17 protein-coding genes are annotated in these 17,317 nt (G+C 63.7%); 6 read left to right on the top strand and 11 right to left on the bottom strand.

Features of this window, described 5'->3' with window-relative positions:
• Positions 1-111: 111 nt before the first annotated feature.
• Positions 112-633, bottom strand: a complete 522-nt coding sequence (locus BCV67_RS19835; RefSeq protein WP_231732473.1) for an REP-associated tyrosine transposase — start codon at positions 631-633, stop codon at positions 112-114.
• Between the two features lie 155 nt (positions 634-788).
• On the opposite strand from BCV67_RS19835, the gene BCV67_RS18840 reads away from it, so the two are divergent.
• The 5 genes from BCV67_RS18840 to fliP all read left to right on the top strand — a co-directional run bounded on the left by BCV67_RS18840 (position 789) and on the right by fliP (position 3,874).
• Positions 789-1,304 (top strand): flagellar basal body-associated FliL family protein, encoded by a 516-nt coding sequence (locus tag BCV67_RS18840; protein WP_062171553.1) that lies wholly within the window; start codon positions 789-791, stop codon positions 1,302-1,304.
• 9 nt (positions 1,305-1,313) lie between these two features.
• Entirely contained in the window at positions 1,314-2,330 is a 1,017-nt protein-coding gene (fliM, locus tag BCV67_RS18835) for a flagellar motor switch protein FliM (RefSeq protein WP_062167613.1), read from the top strand.
• Positions 2,323-2,670, top strand: coding sequence for a flagellar motor switch protein FliN (gene fliN, locus BCV67_RS18830; RefSeq protein ID WP_062167614.1), 348 nt, complete (start codon positions 2,323-2,325; stop codon positions 2,668-2,670). The genes fliM and fliN overlap by 8 nt, the downstream gene beginning before the upstream one ends.
• Positions 2,667-3,077, top strand: coding sequence for a flagellar biosynthetic protein FliO (gene fliO, locus BCV67_RS18825; protein WP_062167616.1), 411 nt, complete (start codon positions 2,667-2,669; stop codon positions 3,075-3,077). Before fliN ends, fliO begins: the two co-directional genes overlap by 4 nt.
• Before the next feature lie 74 nt (positions 3,078-3,151).
• Positions 3,152-3,874 carry a flagellar type III secretion system pore protein FliP gene (fliP, locus tag BCV67_RS18820; protein WP_428999531.1) on the top strand — a complete coding sequence of 241 codons (723 nt, stop codon included), beginning with the start codon at positions 3,152-3,154 and terminating at the stop codon, positions 3,872-3,874.
• A 35-nt stretch (positions 3,875-3,909) separates the two neighbouring features.
• Here fliP and BCV67_RS18815 read toward each other — a convergent pair whose 3' ends face one another.
• From BCV67_RS18815 to lexA, 4 genes are read right to left on the bottom strand one after another with little or no spacing between them, the layout of a single operon-like run.
• Entirely contained in the window at positions 3,910-6,999 is a 3,090-nt protein-coding gene (locus BCV67_RS18815) for an error-prone DNA polymerase (protein ID WP_062167618.1), read from the bottom strand.
• Positions 6,996-8,417: a Y-family DNA polymerase gene (locus BCV67_RS18810; protein ID WP_062167620.1), complete on the bottom strand. Its 1,422-nt coding sequence runs from the start codon at positions 8,415-8,417 to the stop codon at positions 6,996-6,998. Before BCV67_RS18810 ends, BCV67_RS18815 begins: the two co-directional genes overlap by 4 nt.
• Positions 8,418-8,420: 3 nt before the next feature.
• The gene (gene imuA / locus BCV67_RS18805; RefSeq protein ID WP_057628156.1) at positions 8,421-9,041 is read right to left on the bottom strand and encodes a translesion DNA synthesis-associated protein ImuA; all 621 of its coding nucleotides are present in this window, start codon (positions 9,039-9,041) and stop codon (positions 8,421-8,423) included.
• On the bottom strand, positions 9,041-9,649 hold the full coding sequence (gene lexA / locus BCV67_RS18800; RefSeq protein ID WP_062167621.1) for a transcriptional repressor LexA: 609 nt from the start codon (positions 9,647-9,649) through the stop codon (positions 9,041-9,043). Before lexA ends, imuA begins: the two co-directional genes overlap by 1 nt.
• 102 nt (positions 9,650-9,751) lie before the next feature.
• Here lexA and BCV67_RS18795 point away from each other — a divergent pair, with 102 nt between their 5' ends.
• The gene (locus tag BCV67_RS18795) at positions 9,752-10,753 is read left to right on the top strand and encodes a GGDEF domain-containing protein (RefSeq protein WP_082746545.1); all 1,002 of its coding nucleotides are present in this window, start codon (positions 9,752-9,754) and stop codon (positions 10,751-10,753) included.
• 530 nt (positions 10,754-11,283) lie between these two features.
• Here the strand turns inward: BCV67_RS18795 and BCV67_RS18790 are convergent.
• The 6 genes from BCV67_RS18790 to orn all read right to left on the bottom strand — a co-directional run bounded on the left by BCV67_RS18790 (position 11,284) and on the right by orn (position 17,288).
• Positions 11,284-11,982, bottom strand: a complete 699-nt coding sequence (locus tag BCV67_RS18790; RefSeq protein WP_062167624.1) for an OmpA family protein — start codon at positions 11,980-11,982, stop codon at positions 11,284-11,286.
• Between the two features lie 137 nt (positions 11,983-12,119).
• Positions 12,120-13,529, bottom strand: a complete 1,410-nt coding sequence (locus BCV67_RS18785; RefSeq protein ID WP_062167625.1) for a cryptochrome/photolyase family protein — start codon at positions 13,527-13,529, stop codon at positions 12,120-12,122.
• 14 nt (positions 13,530-13,543) lie between these two features.
• Positions 13,544-14,974: a replicative DNA helicase gene (locus BCV67_RS18780; RefSeq protein ID WP_062167627.1), complete on the bottom strand. Its 1,431-nt coding sequence runs from the start codon at positions 14,972-14,974 to the stop codon at positions 13,544-13,546.
• Between the two features lie 213 nt (positions 14,975-15,187).
• The gene (locus tag BCV67_RS18775; RefSeq protein WP_062167630.1) at positions 15,188-15,748 is read right to left on the bottom strand and encodes an NADPH-dependent FMN reductase; all 561 of its coding nucleotides are present in this window, start codon (positions 15,746-15,748) and stop codon (positions 15,188-15,190) included.
• Positions 15,749-15,852: 104 nt separating this feature from the next.
• The gene (locus tag BCV67_RS18770; protein WP_062167631.1) at positions 15,853-16,707 is read right to left on the bottom strand and encodes an EcsC family protein; all 855 of its coding nucleotides are present in this window, start codon (positions 16,705-16,707) and stop codon (positions 15,853-15,855) included.
• Between the two features lie 5 nt (positions 16,708-16,712).
• A complete protein-coding gene (gene orn, locus BCV67_RS18765) occupies positions 16,713-17,288 on the bottom strand; it encodes an oligoribonuclease (RefSeq protein WP_062167632.1) in 576 nt (191 codons plus the stop codon).
• Between the last annotated feature and the right edge of the window lie 29 nt (positions 17,289-17,317).

Here is a 17,317-nt window from a genome sequence, read left to right as displayed (position 1 = left end):
CCCAGCAAGCCACGCCACGCTGTAGGAGCGGCGTAAGCCGCGAAGCAGACAACGCCAGATATACCCAACCTCTCAACTCAGGCGGGGTTCCTGCAACAAAGATTGTGGCCCTCACAGCCAGACCGCATCCCAAAAGGCATAAAAGCGAACCGAAGTAACCAGCCCTGCCCTGACCGGATTCATCACGATATACCGGGCAATAGCCCTTAAGTCATCTTCTCTCCGCATTGCCCGATCATGGAAACCACGCCCCCAGACAGGTCGGCACGCTGAATCCGGCAGGTACCGGGCTGTGTTGCTTTTGATGTTTCGAACAAGGGCACTAAGGCAGGATTTATCCCCTAACTGGATAAGCCCATGCCAGTGATCCGGCATCAACACCCACGCCATCAATTCCGCGTCGCGCCACAATTTCGGGTTATGGAGAGCCCGGGCCATTTCGGTTGCAAGCTGATGATCCAGAAATATCGGCACACGATTATTTGTGGTGAAGGTGATCAGGTAGAGCTGACCCGCTGCGGAAGCGCGGCCCTTGCGCAGCGATTTGTGTCCTTTGTAAGGATTGCTTGGCTGTAGCGGCATTGGCCGAGGTTGGGACCAACAGCGGCTGAAAGCAGTCAGTTGGTTGGGCAAGTCTGTGTCAGCGGAGCCGGTGTTGGCTTCGCGGCTTACGCCGCTCCTACAACCAAACCATCCCCACACCCGCGTCAATTTCCCGCCATCTGCCCACTCACTTCCTCCGGCACGGCCCTTGCATCTGCTTGGGCAGCAATCCTGAGGAGCTCCACGTGGCCGTTGCCGCTGATAAAAACCGCAAAGCTGAACCCACCAAGGAAGCGGCAAGCAAACCGCGGCGCTCGTTGTTGGTCCCCGCCCTGGTCGCCGTATTTGCCGCCGCTGCTGCGGGCGGCGGCGTCTGGTACTTCACCCAGGGCAAGGCCGATGCTGCAGCCAGCAAGGCAGCCGCGCCCAAAACCCCGGCGCCGGCACAGTACTTCGCGCTGGACCCGGCGTTCGTGGTCAACCTCAGTGGTCCGGTCGACGGCCCGCGCTACCTGCAGGTCGAAGTGCAGCTGATGACCCGTGATCCGCTGGCGCTGACCACACTGCAGACCCATGCGCCGGCCATCCGCGCCAAATTATTGATGCTGTTCTCGCAGGTCGAGCCGACCCAGATCGCCGACCGCGCCGGCAAGGAGAAGCTGCAGGCCGCCGCGCTGGCCGAAGTACAGAAGCTGATGAAGGCCGAGACCGGCCAGAACAGTGCCGACGAATTGTTGTTCACCAGCTTTGTGACCCAGTAAGGCGCCACGATGAGCATCAACGACCTGCTGTCCCAAGACGAAATCGACGCCCTGCTGCATGGCGTGGATTCCGGCTCGGTCAATACCGCCGAGCCTGCGGCGGCACCGGGCGAAGCGCGTTCTTACGACTTTGCCAGCCAGGACCGCATCATCCGTGGGCGCATGCCGACCCTGGAAATGGTCAACGAGCGGTTCGCACGCTTGTGGCGCATCGGCCTGTTCAACCTGATCCGCCGCTCGGCCGAGTTGTCGGTGCGCGGCATCGAGCTGATCAAGTTCGGCGACTACCTGCACTCGCTGTACGTGCCGACCAACCTCAACCTGATCCGCTTCAAGCCGCTGCGCGGTACCGGCCTGATCGTGTTCGAGCCGACCCTGGTATTTGCCATCGTCGACAACTTCTTCGGCGGTGATGGCCGTTACCCCACCCGCATCGAAGGCCGCGAGTTCACCGCCACCGAAATGCGCGTCATCCAGCTGATGCTCAAGCAGACCTTCACCGATCTGCGCGAAGCCTGGGGCCCGGTGATGAATGTCGATTTCGACTACATCAACTCCGAGATCAATCCGCACTTCGCCAACATCGTCAGCCCGCGCGAATACGTGGTGGTCAGCCGCTTCCACGTCGAGCTGGACAGCGGCGGCGGCGATATCCACATCACCCTGCCGTACTCGATGCTGGAGCCTATCCGCGAGCTGTTGGATGCAGGCATCCAGAGCGATCGCAACGACCGCGACGAAAGCTGGGCCATCATGCTGCGCGAGCAGCTGGATACCGCCGAAGTCGAGTTATCCAGCGTGCTGGCCAAGCGCCGCATGAGCCTGCGCGAGCTGACCAAGCTGAAGATCGGCGATGTGCTGCCGATCGAAATGCCCAAGCAGGTGCCGCTGTGCGTGGAAGGCATCCCGGTATTCACCGGCGAGTTTGGCGTGTCCAACGAACGCAACGCCATCAAGATCACTGCTACCCATCCTCCGGGAAAGCGCCCGAGCGTCCCCGTGATTCAGGAAAACACCGATGAATGACAACCAATCTCCCGAAGCTGAAATCGCCGCAACCCCGGCGCAGTTCGCCAACCTGCAGGCCGACGATGGCATCAGCACCGATCTGAATCTGGACGTCATTCTCGACGTTCCGGTGACCTTGTCGCTGGAAGTCGGCCGCGCGCGTCTGCCGATCCGCAACCTGCTGCAGCTCAACCAGGGCTCGGTGGTGGAACTGGAACGCGGCGCCGGTGAATCGCTGGACGTGTTCGTCAACGGCACCTTGATCGCACATGGCGAAGTGGTCGTCATCAATGATCGCTTCGGCGTGCGACTGACCGATGTGGTCAGCCCCAGCGAGCGCATCCGGAGACTGCGTTGATCGCATTGCTCGCCTATGCCGCACCGGCCGCCGCCAAGGCGGCCGTGCCGGTCGGCCAGCATGCGGCCAGTGGGCCCGGCCTGTTTGGTGCGTTCGTCACCTTGTTGCTGGTACTGGGCCTGATCATCGGCCTGGGATGGCTGCTCAAGCGCATGCCAGGCGGCGCGTTCCGGCCGGCCGAGGGCTTGAAGGTGGTGGCCAGCATCAACGTCGGCGCCAAGGAGCGCGTGGTGGTAGTCGACGTCAATGGCCAGCAGCTGCTGCTGGGCATCACCGCCGGCGGCATCAGCACCCTGCACCAGCTGCCCGAGCCGTTGCCGCAGACGCCTGCGCCGGCCCTGCCCAATCTCAAACAATTACCGAATTTCGCCCAGCTGCTGGCACAGAAGCTGCGCAAGGACTCCTGATCATGTCGGGCCAACGTTTCAACTCAAGCGGTTTGAACTCACGCGCCTGCTGGCAGCTGCTGCTACTGCTGGCGATGCTGGCATTGCCGTTGTTTGCATGGGCCGCACCCGGCCCGCAGATGCCGGCATTGCCCGACGTGAATGTCGGCAAGATCGGCGGCGCGCCGGTCAGCCTGCCGCTGCAGACCCTGCTGCTGATGACGGCGATCACTCTGCTGCCGTCGATGCTGCTGGTGCTCACCGCCTTCACCCGCATCATCATCGTGCTCGGTCTGCTGCGGCAGGCACTGGGCACCGGGCAGACCCCGTCCAACCAGATCCTGCTTGGCCTGGCGCTGTTCCTGACCGCGATGGTGATGATGCCGGTCTGGGACAAGGCGTGGTCCACCGGCATGGCGCCGTATCTGGATGGCCAGATCGATTTCCAGACCGCCTGGCAGCTGACCACCGCGCCGCTGCGTGCCTTCATGCTGGCGCAGGTGCGCGAGACCGACCTGATGACCTTCGCCGGCCTGGCCGGGCAAGGCCCTTACGCCAGCCCGGACGCCATCCCCTTCCCGGTGCTGGTTGCCTCCTTCGTCACCAGCGAGCTGAAGACCGCGTTCGAAATAGGCTTCCTGATCTTCATCCCGTTCGTCATCATCGACCTGGTGGTATCCAGTGTGCTGATGTCGATGGGCATGATGATGCTGTCACCGATGCTGGTCTCGGCCCCGTTCAAGATATTGCTGTTCGTGCTGGTCGACGGTTGGGTGCTGGTGGTTGGCACCTTGGCGGCAAGCTTCAACGCTGTCTAAGCGTACCCAGGGCCTGGAAACAAACAGGCCCGGCCTCAGTGGAAGTCGCGGCTGCGCACGTCCAGGCTGCCCAACAGCGAAGACAGGTCATCCATGCGGCGTGCGATCAGATGACGCACGCCGTTTTCGGCTTCCAGACGCCCACTGACCTGCATCAGCCGTGATTCCAGGAATACCTGCCGCTGGCGCTCGGCCAGCTGCCGCCAGACCACCACATTGATCTGGCCGAACTCGTCCTCCAACGTGATGAAGGTGACCCCGCTGGCGGTTGCCGGCCGCTGCCGGCCGCGCACCAAGCCGGCCACCAGCACATTGCCGGTACTGCGCATGCTTTCCAGATCCCTGGAACTGCGGCAACGACGCGCGCTCAGTTGCCGACGCAGGCGGGCAAGCGGATGCAGCTCCAGCGTGGTTCCGAGCAGCGCGTAGTCCGCGTTGAGATCCTCGCCAGCACTGGGCACCGGCAATGCGACATCGGCCTCGGCCGTGGCAGGCTGGTCGTCGAACAGCGGCCGCTGGTCTTCCACGCCGGCAATCGCCCAACGTGCCCGATGGCGGTTGCCGGCCATGCCACGCAAGGCACCGGCATCGGCCAACAAGGCACGCGCGCGTGTATCCAGATCCGCGCGCCGGCACAGGTCGGCGATATCGGTGAACGCGGCCTGCGCCCTGGCCTGCTCGATGCGCAATGCGTCTTCGGCATTGAAACCACGCACCAGGCAGAAGCCCAGCCGGATCGCCAGACGCTGGTTGTCGCGCTCCCATTCCAGCGAGCACTCCCAGCCGCTGTAACGCACATCCAGCGGTCGCGTCGCCACGCCATGCCGGCGCACGTCCTGCAGCAACTGGTCCGGACTGTAGAAACCCATCGGCTGGCTGTTGAGCAGTGCACAGGCGAACTCGGCCGGATGGTGGCATTTCAACCAGCTGCTGGCATAGGCGATCAGCGCGAAACTGGCAGCGTGGCTTTCCGGAAAACCGTAGCTGCCGAAGCCCTTTATCTGCTCGAAGATGCGTTCGGCGAAGTCCAGCGGATAACCGCGATCCAGCATGCCTTCGGTCAGCTTCACCCGATGCGGCTCCAGCCCGCCATGGCGCTTCCATGCCGCCATCGAACGGCGCAGGCCATCAGCTTCGCTGGCGTTGTAACCGGCGGCGACCATTGCGATCTGCATCACCTGCTCCTGAAACAGCGGCACGCCCAAGGTGCGCTCAAGCACCGCCTCCAAGGCGGCTGAGGGATAACTGACTTCCTCCTCACCGGTACGCCGGCGCAGGTAGGGATGCACCATGTCACCCTGGATCGGGCCGGGGCGGACAATGGCCACCTCAACCACCAGATCGTAGAAGGTCTGTGGCCGCAGCCGCGGCAGCATCGCCATCTGCGCACGCGATTCGATCTGGAATACGCCCACCGTATCGGCGCGACTGATCATGTCGTAGGTGGGTTTATCTTCCTGCGGGATCGTCGCCAGGGTGTAGTGCAGGCCGCGATAACGCTCGATCAGGTCAAAGCAGCGCCGCACTGCGGTAAGCATGCCCAGCGCCAGCACATCGACCTTCATCAGGCCCAGGGTTTCCAGGTCATCCTTGTCCCACTGGATCACCGTGCGCGCGTCCATCGCCGCGTTCTCCACCGGCACCATGCTGTGCAGGGCGCGCTCGGAAATGACGAAGCCGCCCGGATGCTGGGACAGGTAATGCGGGAAATCGACCAGCTCGTTGGCCAGTATCAGGATGCGCCGCAGCAGCGGGCTGTCCGGGTCGAAGCCATGTTCGCGCAGGCGCTCGGCATCGGGAATGCTGTCCGACCAATGGCCGATGCAGGACGTCAGCTGGGTGATCACATCACCCGGCATGCCCAGTACCCGCGCCACGTCGCGCAGTGCACCGCGGCCACCGTACTGCGTGGCCACCGCCGCCAAGGCAGCACGTTCGCGGCCATAACGCGAAAACACGTATTGAATGACTTCCTCGCGCCGCTCGTGTTCGAAGTCCACGTCGATATCCGGCGGCTCATCGCGGTCGTCTGAAATGAAGCGTTCGAACAGCAGGTGGCTGTGCGAGGGATCCAGTTCGGTGATGCCCAGCACGAAGCACACCACCGAATTGGCCGCCGAGCCACGGCCCTGGCAAAGGATGCCGATGCTGCGTGCATGAGCCACCAGGTCATGCACGGTGAGGAAGTAGGAGGCGTATTTTTTCTTGGCGATCAGGCCCAGTTCTTTCTCGATCAGCGCCTGCGCTTCAGGCGTCGCGCCTTCCGGCCAGCGCCTGCGCGCGCCGCGCGCCACAAGCTCTGCCAACCAGCACTGCGCCGTATAACCGGCAGGCACCACCTCACTGGGATACTGGTAGTCCACCGCCTCTTTCAGATCAAAGCCGGCACAACGCCGGGCGATGCACAGACTCTGCTGCAGCAGTTCGGCGGGGTAGATCGCCTGCAGCGCCGACAGCGGCCGCAGATGCCGCTCGCCGTTGGCAAACAGGCGCTGCCCGGCTTCGGCAACGGTGACCCGATGACGGACGGCAGTCATCACATCCTGCAACGCCCGTCGTCCACGCGCATGCATATGCACGTCACCGGCCGCCACAAGCGGCAGTTGCAGCTGCTCGCCCAGTGCCTGCAACAACTGCAGGCGGGCCTCATCATCTGCACCGTGGTGCAACTCAACCGCAATCCAGCAGCGCTGCGGGAACCATTGCCGCAGCTGCATGCCCTCGGCGGCATCTGGCTGCAGGCCCGGTAACCACAGCGCCAACAAACCGCTACGATCAACTGCCGCGATATCTTCGGCCAATAATCGATATTCACCCTTCTCCGCACGCCGCCGCGCCTGCGTAATCAACCAGCACAGCGTTTGATAACCCGCAGCGTCTTCCACCAGCAGCACCAGCTTGGCACCGTTTTCCAACTGGATTTCGCTACCAACAATCAGCGGCAATCCGGTTTCCTTCGACGCGCGCCAGGCCCGCACGATGCCGGCCAGCGTGCATTCGTCGGTGATGGCCAGCGCCTTGTAGCCATGCGCCTTGGCCCGCGCGAACAGCTCATCCGCCGTCGATGCGCCGCGCTGGAAACTGAAGGCGGACAGGCAATGCAGTTCGGCATAACCGGTACTCATGCGAACCAGCCCTGCAGCATGAAACCGCCCTCGCCGCCCACCTCGCGCCAGGCCCAGGCCTGCTGGCCGAAGCGGGTACTGACACGATAGTAATCACGGCGCACGTCAGCGCCGTCCCACCAGCCGCTTTCAATCCGCTCTGGTGCCGACAACAGCTCCGGGCTTGCCCCCGGCCAAGGCTGCGGTGTGCGCAGCAACCAACCGGGCCGCACTGGCGACGGCAGGCTATCGGCGTTTGAAACTGCCGCTGGGGCTGCCTCAGCACGCCAGGCATGCTCGGGACGATGATCGGCATGTACGCGCAGCCCGTGCACGGATTGGTCGCCCAGGCGTGCGCGCAGACGTTCGCGCAACTGCTCCCACGGCATGCTCTGCTGTGGGCGGGTGTCGAACAGCTCGCGGTGCTCCGGGACGAAGGCCGGCAATTGATCGGCACGCAGGCCGAACTGGCGCACCGGCGCCGGCAGCTTGGCCTGCTCCAGGCGGCTGCGGGCAATCTCGAACAACAGGCTGGCATCACGTTCGGCCGCCAGCAGGCCGATTTCCACCGTGGTGGCTGGCCGGTCCTCGTGTTCCAGCAACAGTGCAAAACGCTGCACGCTGCCGTCGCGCCCGGCAAGAAACGCGGCCAGATCGGAGGTCAAACGCCGCAGCGGGAACAGCAGCGCCTGCGAGGATTCCACCTCGTAGCCCAGCTCGATGCGCAGCTCGAACACATCCGGCGGCTGGTACGGCTGCAGGACGAAGGGTCTCTCGCCCAACAAGGCATCCAGTTGCCGCAGCACATCGGGCGCAAAGCGGCGATTGATGCTGGCCCGTGGCAAAGCCTGCAACTGTTTGACGGTGCGGATGCCCATGCGCGCGAAAGCGGCCGATGCACTGGCACCAAACCCGGCGCGGGCCACCGGCAACTGGCCAAGCAATGCCAGCAACCCTGCCTCATCCACGCAGATGCCATCACCGGCATTGGCCAGGGCGCGTGCTGCCACCGGATTGGGGGCCAAGGCGATCCGATGGCGGAAACCCAATGCGCCCAGCTCCTGCCGCAGGCGTGCCTCGAACTTTGGCCATGGCCCGAACAACGCCAGACTGTGTTCGATCTCGATGATCAAGGCCTGCGCATACTGCAGACTTACCTGCGAACTGAACTGATACGCCCAGGCGGCAAGAAAACGATGCCACTCCGACTGTGCGTCGGGCTCGTAGGGATGTATTTCAAACCCGGTTGCCAAGGCCTGCGCCGTCACCAGCGATTGCCCTGCCTTCAAGCCCAGCGCTGCCGCTGCTGGATTGACCGCATGCACTACCCGGCGCTGGCTCGGCCCGCTGATCAGCACCCGCGCGGCTGCCGGCTCGGCGCAGGCGCGCAACACGCCATCCATGGCCAGATGTGGCAATAAAATGCAGGCCCAACGCATGGCTTACTGCCCCCGGGCAAAGGGCAGCGGCCGCGAAGGCACCATGCCACCGCGGCACTTCAACACCCGTAGCTGTGCCGGCTGCGCGTCGATGGCGATACGCAACGCTGCAGGTGAAGGATTCTTTGCCGCCTGCAACGGGCGGCTGGCAAAGCCCAGTGTCTGCCCGGATTCGGCCGCCACCTGCAGCCGCCGCAAGGCCTTGTCTTCGGCCAGCTGCGGCCAGCACAGCACTGCGCCACAACTGCCCGAGCGCAGGCATTGTTCGGTGGCCCAGAGCGCATCGCGCTGATCGGCCGCCTGCACCACCTGCAACTGGCGCAGGTCGATGCCCGCCGCCTGCCAGGCCGGTGCATACGGAATATGGGGCGGTGCCACCAGCACCACACGCTCGCCGGCCTGGGTCAGCCGCGCCAGGCTTGGCCACAGCAGGCGCAATTCACCCACACCTTCGGCAGGCAGCAGGATTTCGCTCAGCGCCGATTCTGGCCACCCGCCCGTCGGCAACGCCGCATCCAGTTGCGCATAGCCGGTGGGCTGGCGGCTGGCCGGCAACGGCGCAGGTCGGCCGCGCCAGACCCGGCGTTCGTGCAGCAGGCTATCAAGGGCAACAACCGCGCCCATCAGCCGCGCCGCACCAGGCCACAGAAAACGCCCTCCACGGCGAAATCCTGACCGGGCTGCACCTCAATCGGTGCATAGGCCGGATTGCGTGGCAGCAGGCGCAGCGTTGTGCCACTGCGTGCGAGCCGTTTGATGGTCAACTCGCCATCCAGCCGGGCAACCACGGTCTGCCCGTTGCGTGCATCACTGCTGCGCCGCACCCCGACCAGGTCGCCATCCAGAATACCGTCGTCGATCATCGAATCGCCCTGCACGCGCAGCAGGTAATCCGGGCGCACCGCAAACAGGCGCTCATCCAGTGCCAGCGTATCGACCAGACCGGCATCGGCACCGATCGGCGCGCCGGCGGCAACCCGCCCGAGAACCGGTACCTGCAGCAATTCCGTGCGTGCGCCCTGGCCCGCCGGGCGGATCCCGCGTGCCTGACCGGCAGTCACTTCGACCAGCCCGGCCTCGCTCAAGGCCAGCACATGCTTGCGCGCCGCGCCCCGTGAAGCCAGCCCACAGGCACTGGCAATTTCAGCCAGGGACGGCGCCTGCCCGTGGCCATTCACCTGGTCACGGATGTAGCGGAGGATGGCGGCACGGCGGGGGCTGAGGTCGGTCATGGAGTACATTTGTACTCCATCTACACAAAGCCCGCCAGCGCTTAAGCACCTCCATTCAGGTGAATATGGGGAACACGGCGGCGCTGTTATGTTGCGCGCCATATGGACCCCAAAGTCCCGATAAAACCGTATCCCTCACTGCCGCAGGCCTTGCGCAGCGTCCCGCTGCGTACCATTGCGCCGGTGACCACGCTGGCGTTGCTGTGCTTTGCGTTCTGGCTGTGGTTTGACGGGGACAGGCTTGCAGCCGTCATCAGCAGCCTGCTGGCAGGCCTGGCCCTGCTGGCCAGCGCATGGATCCATCAACGTCAGCCCCGTCTGGAAATCGGCGGCGCGCTGCTATGCCTGGCCACGGTGGGCGGCTGCCTGCTGTCGGCCTGGCAACTGGGCAGCACTGCGCTGCCATGGACCTACCTGGCATTGATGTCGAATTTCTTCATCGTTCGCAATCAGATCGCCACCGCGCTCAACCTGCTGCTGGTGGCGGGCCTGCTGCTGATGCCGGGCCTGCTGCTGGGCCAGCCTTCGCAACTGCAGGCACTGATCGTGATCGTGCTGGTCTTCGGTTTTGGCTACCACTTCTCCCACCGCCTGCAAGGTGACCGCACGCGACTGGAAATGCTGGCATCGCTCGATGCCCTGACAGGCATCCCCAACCGGCGAGCCCTGGAAAGAGCGTTGCAGGCGCATATCGACGGTGTACGCGCTGAACGCTTCCGGCAAGCGCTGGTGGTGATCGACATCGACAACTTCAAGGAGGTCAACGACCACTATGGCCACGGCGCCGGTGATACCGCGTTGTCCGACCTGGCCGCCATCCTGCGCTTTGAGCTGCGCGAAAACGATCAGGTATTCCGTTTTGGCGGCGAAGAGTTCGTGATCCTGGTTGACACCGGCAGCCGGGAAGCATTGGCCCGCTTCAGCGAACGCCTGCGCAAGGCTGTCTATCAATCGCTGCGCGGCCCCGGCGGCCGCATCACCATCTCGGCAGGCGCGGCGATGTATGCAGGCGAGCAGCGTTGGCAGGACTGGTTTGCGCGTGCCGATGCTGCGCTGTATGCGGCCAAGGGGAAAGGGCGAAACAGCGTGGTGGTAGCGGAGTAACGCCTGTTTTGATGTTGGTTTTGGTTGCTGTGGGTTTTGCTGTGGGTGTTGCTGTGGGTGTTGCTGTGGCTGTGGCTGTGGCTCTTGCTGTTGCTTGATGCTGTTGCTTGATGCTGTTGCTTGATGCTGTGGCTTGATGCTGTGGCTTGTTGCTGTTGCTGTTGCTGTTGCTGTTGCTGTGGCTTGTTGCTGTTGCTGTGGCTTGTTGCTCCCTTCTCCCGCCTGCGGGAGAAGGTGGTGTGCAGCACCGGATGAGGGGAGCTTTGGCTTTGGCTTTGGCTTTGGCTTTGGCTTTAGCTGTGGCTTTGCTCTGATTGATGAAAAGCAGAACAGGCAACAGCAGGAGCTACCCCTCCCCAACCCTCCCCTGTGCCTGCGGCACAAGGGAGGGAAGCTCCCCTTCCCAGCCCTCCCTGGCATCTGCGGCACTAGGGAGGGAGCAAAACTCCACACCGTTTGCAGAAGAAATCCAGCAAACGAAAGGGCCGCTTGCGCGGCCCTTTCTTTACGTCAACAAACACGCATTCCGATTACGAACGCAGCGGGATCACGCGGATCTCGACGCGACGGTTCTGCGCACGACCAGCTTCGGTGCTGTTGTCAGCGATCGGGTAAGCCTTGCCGGCGCCCAGGGTTTCAATGCGCTCGCGCTGCACGCCCTGTGCGGTCAGGTAGGCCGCAACCGCATCGGCACGCTCCTTGGAAATACGGTTGTTCACCGCATCGGTACCGATGCTGTCGGTGTGGCCTACCACTTCGATCATGGTCTGGTTGTACTCACTCAAGGTGCTTGCAACGCCATTGAGCGCACCATAGAACTGCGGCTTCAAGGTGGTCTTGTTGAAGTCGAAGGTGATGCCATCAGGCAGGCTCAAGGTGATGTTGTCACCATCGCGCTGCACGTCGATACCGGTGTTGGCAGTGCGCTCACGCAGTGCGCGCTCCTGGCGGTCCTGGTAATTGCCAACCGCAGCGCCACCCAGTGCACCAATACCTGCGCCCACCATTGCACGCTGACGACGTTCGGTGGCGTTGCCGCCGCTGAGCAGGCCGGCAGCAACACCGATAGCCGAGCCGATCAACGCGCCCTTGCCGGTCTTGTTCTGCTGCTGGGTCTGATTGCCGTACTGGTCCTGCTGCACATACGAGCCACCGGTAGCGCAGGCCGAGAGGACGGCTGCCGTCACCAGACCAAGGGAAAGATTGCGAACAACAGTTAGGGTGGTCATCTGAGTCTCCTGATAAGCCGGACGGGCCAGCGTGGATTTGCCGGGCAAGCATAAACATCACGACGCATTCCCTGTGTGCACCCATACCCGCTTCACGGGTATCCATTCATCTAACTGTCTTGCACGTTAAGCCCGTGTCAGCGGCAGCGCTGATAAGCGGCCAGGGCGGCATCACGCCCCTGTGCCAGATCCACCAGCGGCTGCATCGGGTAGCTTGGCGCATGTTCGGCCAGCAGCTCTGGAAACTGCCACGGCGCGAACCGCGCCTTGAGCGGCAGCGCGGCCAGCTCGGGCACCCAGCGGCTGATATAGCGCGCCTGCGGATCGAACTTCTGCGCCTGGGTCACCGGGTTGAATACCCGGAAATACGGTGCCGCGTCGGCACCGGTACCGGCGATCCACTGCCAGCCCATGCTGTTGTTGGCCAGGTCGGCGTCCACCAAGGTGTCCCAGAACCAGCGGGCGCCGTGCTGCCAATGCATGCGCATGTGCTTGCACAGGAAACTGCCCACCAGCATCCGCACCCGGTTGTGCATGTAGCCGGTGGCCCACAGCTCACGCATGCCTGCATCGATGATCGGAATACCGGTGTGCCCCTGCTGCCAGGCTTCCAGCAAGGCCGGTTGCGCCGGCTCCCAGGCAAAACGCTCGAAGCGCGGATTGAGGTTGCTGTCACTGGTCTGCGGGAAGTGATGCAGCAGATGCCAGGAGAACTCGCGCCACCCCAACTGGCGAATATAGCCATCAATATCGGCATCGCGGCCGGCGCTGCGCATGCCTTCCAGCGTATGCGCGATCCGCCACGGGGCGATCTCGCCGAAATGCAGGTGCGGCGACAACAACGAGGTACCGGTGCGATCGGGCAGATCGCGCTGCTCGCGGTAGCCGTTGAGCGCACCTTCGGCGAATACCTCAAGCGCTTCGTGCGCGCCGCCCTCGCCCGGCTGCCAGTGCTCCCAGAAGCCGGCATCCCAGCCCAAGCGCGGTTGCAGGCCCAAGGCCTGCAATGGCAGGCTGCGCAGCGTGACTGCATTCAAGCTGCGCGGCGCCTCGGACAAGGCCGGCAGCCGCCAGCGGGTCAACGCGTTGCGCCAGAACGGGGTGAATACCTTGTACGGGCCACCCTGCAGCGTGGCCAGCTCCCAGGGTTCGAACAGCAGATAACCGTTATGGCTTTCAACCTGCACGCCCTGTTCGCGCAGCCCACGCTTGATCGCCGCATCACGCGGCTGGGTGGCCGGCTCGTACTTGCGATTCCAGTAGACCGCCTCGGCGCCGGTTTCGGCGATCAGCGCCTGTAGTTCGGCCATGCTGTCGCCACTGCGCAGCACCAGCGTTGATCCGATCGCACGCAGCTGGGCATCCAGCTGCTGCAGTGAATGATGCAGCCAGGCATTGGAAGCCGCGCCCGGCGCCCATGCACCCTCTTCCTGCGGCGCATGGATGTAGACCGGCACAAACTCATGGCCAGCCTCAAGCGCGGCCTGCAACGCTGGGTTGTCACGCAGCCGCAGATCGCGACGGAACCAGACAATGGCGGTGGACATGCAGCAGCTCCGGCTTATTCGAACGAACCAACCGAATCGTGGCTCAGGTTGTCAAAGCGCGTGTACTCGCCGAAGAATTTCAGCTTGCACGAACCGGTGGGGCCGCCACGGTGCTTGCCGATGATGATCTCGGCCAAGCCCTTGTCCGGCGAATTTTCCTTGTTGTAGTAATCGTCGCGGTAGATGAAGACGATCATGTCCGCATCCTGCTCGATAGCGCCGGATTCGCGAAGGTCGGCCATCACCGGGCGTTTGTCGGTACGGGTTTCCAGCGAGCGGTTGAGCTGTGACAGCGCAATCACCGGCACGTGCAGCTCCTTGGCCAGACCCTTGAGCGAACGCGAGATCTCCGAAATTTCGGTGGCGCGATTTTCGCTGTTGCCCGGCACGCTCATCAGCTGCAGGTAGTCGATCACGATCAGGCCCAGGTCATGCTCGCGCTTGAGCCGGCGGCACTTGGAACGCAGGATCTCCGGCGACACGCCCGGCGTATCGTCGATGAAGATCTTGGTTTCCTTCAGCATGCGGATGGCGCCGGTGACGCGGCTCCAGTCCTCGTCTTCCAGCTGGCCGGTACGCAGGCGCTGGGCATTGATGCGGCCGTTGGAGGAAATCAGACGCATCGCCAGCTGCGATGCGGACATTTCCATCGAGAACACCGCCACGCCCTTTTTCGACTTGATTGCCGCGTATTCGGCAATGTTCAGGGCAAAGGTGGTCTTGCCCATGGCCGGACGCGCGGCCAGGATGATCAGGTCGGTCGGCTGAAGGCCGGCGGTCATCGCATCGAAATCGTTGTAACCGGTTGGCAGGCCGGTGATGTTGCCGCCATTTTCAAAACGGTTGCGCAGTTCCTCGAAGGCGTCCTTCAACGCGCCCGGCATGGCCACGAAGTCGGTGCGCCCGCGCGCGCCCTGCTCGGCAATGGCGAACACGGACTTTTCCGCTGTCTGCAGCAGCTCGGAGCTGTCGCGCCCTTCCGGCTGGAAACCGTCATTGACGATGTCCGTACCCACCTGGATCAACTGCCGCAGCACCGCCTTGTCGCGCACGATCTCGGCATAGGCGCCGATATTGGCCGCCGACGGCGTGGTGCTGGCCAGCTCGATCAGATAGGCGCCATCGCCGACCATGTCCAGCTTGCCCTGCGATTCGAACCACTCACCCAGGGTGACGGCATCGAACGGACGGTCGCGCTCGGAGAGCTCACGGATCGCGCGGTAGATCAGCTGGTGGTCGCGGCGGTAGAAGTCCTTGTCCGTCAGTGCCTCGTTGACCCGGTCATACGCCTCCGGCGCCAGCATCAAGCCGCCCAGTACGGCCTGTTCGGCTTCCACCGAATGGGGGGGCACGCGCAAGGCGTCAATGCGCTGCTCGGTACGATCAGAGCGGTCGCTGCGGTCACCGCGGTCGCGGTCGGAACGGAAACCAGTACGGGCGGACATGAAAAGCGTATTTCCTGCAATAAGGCCGTTCGGCCATGGTAGGTGGGCATGGCCCACCGGGATACGTACAAGTCTGTGGATAACCTGTCCACAACCCAAGCGCCCAGCGACGCGGGAGTGGGCTGGCATACAGAAACAGACCCGGCGCCGTTGCAGCGCCGGGTGGGGATTATCGCATGTGCGGCGCCCGCGCCGGCCGCCACAGGCCCGGGGTCATGCCTTGTGCTGCTGGTGCTCGGTCCAGGCCAGGAACTTGTCGACATACCCCTGCAGGAACTTGCGGGTGCCGTCATTGGTGATGGTCCCGTCAGCCTCGATCAGGCCGTCCTTGAACTGCAGGAAGGCTTCCGGCTGTGGCATCACCGCCAAGTCGACGAATACCAGCACGTTGCGCAGGTGCTGCTGGGCCAGGGCGCTGCCGATGGCACCGATCGAAGTGCCCACCACGGCTGCCGGCTTGCCGGCGAAGGCATTGTCGCCATACGGGCGCGAAGCGGTATCGATGGCGTTCTTGAGCACGCCGGGAATGGAGCGGTTGTATTCGGGGGTGACAAACAACACCGCATCGGCCGCACGTACCTGGTTCTTCATGCGCGTGCCCTGCGCGGGGAACTGCGTATCGTGGTCCTGGTTGTAAAGCGGGACGTCGCCGATCTGAATGTATTCAAACTTGGCGCGGTCACCGGCCAGCTTCTCCAGCGCCAACGCCAGCCGCCGATTGATGGACTCCTTGCGCAGACTGCCGACGAAAACCGCGATCTTGTACTGATTCATGGTCACCTCGCTCCGGAAGAAAGATACAGGCTAGAGGCTATCGGCTTCGCAACAGGTGAAGGCAGCGGCCCGTCTGCGCGTTGCGCTGGCGGAGCGGTACCGCCTCAGGGGTGCAACCGGCCAGTCACCCCGCCGTAGGCCAGGCGCACCGTCTCGAATCCATATTTCTGCTCAAGCCGCTTGATGATGAAGTGCCCGCGCGCCATGTCCTGGTAGTAGCCGGTGAACATGGTGTTCAAGGTGGCCCCGGCCACCGCACCGATCACCGGCACGGCCTGCGCGACAAACTTCTCCGACACCACAACGCCGAACTTGCCAGCGATTTTCTCCACCACCCTGGCCAACCATTTGCCGGCCTCTTTCGGGCCCAGCCCCAGCAGCACGCCATGGCCGCCACTTACCGCGCTGCCGGCCAACTCAGCCGACAGATGCCGCATCACTTCGGTGGTGAAGCCGCGCGCCAGGTAATAGCCAGTCTCGCTGGCATCGTCCTTGCCCGAGTTGCCACCCAGGGCAAACACTTCCAGGCAGGCCTGGCGGGTGAGCATGTCCGAAAGATCAAAGCCCTCGCTACGGGCAACATCGGCAACCGCACGCATGATGATGGTGGTCGACAGCGGCAGTTCGATCGCCAGCGCCGGCAGACCGCCGGCACCGCCCAGCGCCCCGGACGCGGCCGCTGCCAGCTTGTGCAGGCGTGGCGAAGCGGCCTTGCCGGGTTGCTTGTTGTCCATCGTCCACAACGCCGTCTGCGCGGCCTTGTACAAGGCCGCCTCGGTAACGCCCTGGATACGCGACGACACCGCCGTGGGCAGCTTGCGCACCGCGAATTCCAACGGCGAGCCGATCAGGTTGGCCATCTTGGCGGTGAGCGTGGGTGATTCCAACAAGCCCACCGCCCGCTGGAGATCGGCCAGGTCCTGCGCATTGTCGTGCAGGCGCGGAACCAGTGCGCTCATCGCCCTCAGCCCGCTTCCGGCAGCCCGGCCAACGCGCCCATGAACTGGCGGTAGTGGCGCAGCTCGGCGATGGAATCGTGCACGTCGCTCAGCGCGGTATGGCTGGAGGTCTTGTTGACCCCGGCGGCAATGGCAGGCGACCAGCGCTTGGCCAGTTCCTTGATCGTGGACACGTCGAGGTTGCGGTAATGGAAGTACTTCTCCAGGCGCGGCATCTGACGGTGCAGGAAACGCCGGTCCTGGCAGATCGAGTTGCCACACATCGGCGACGCGCCGGCCTTGATCCACTCCTGCAGGAAGGCAATGGTTTTGGCTTCGGCCTGGCCTACGCTGGTGCTGCTGTCGAGCACGCGCTGCCATAACCCGGAGCGCTGGTGCTGGTTGCGGTTCCACTCGTCCATGGCTTCCAGCACCTCCACGGAATGATGGATGGCAAATTCCGGCCCTTCGGCCAGCACATTGAGCTGGCCATCGGTGACCACGGTGGCGATCTCGATGATGGAGTCGTTGTCCGTGTCCAATCCGGTCATTTCCAGATCAATCCAGATCAACCGGTCATTGCCTGCGCTGTTGTCCGCCATGTGCTGCCTCATGCTGGGGGCCGGCGGTC

Source organism: Stenotrophomonas nitritireducens, assembly GCF_001700965.1.
Classification (GTDB): Bacteria; Pseudomonadota; Gammaproteobacteria; order Xanthomonadales; family Xanthomonadaceae; genus Stenotrophomonas; species Stenotrophomonas nitritireducens_A.
The sequence above is the reverse complement of the archived record's forward strand: the minus strand, read 5'-3'. Positions and strand labels throughout refer to the sequence as shown.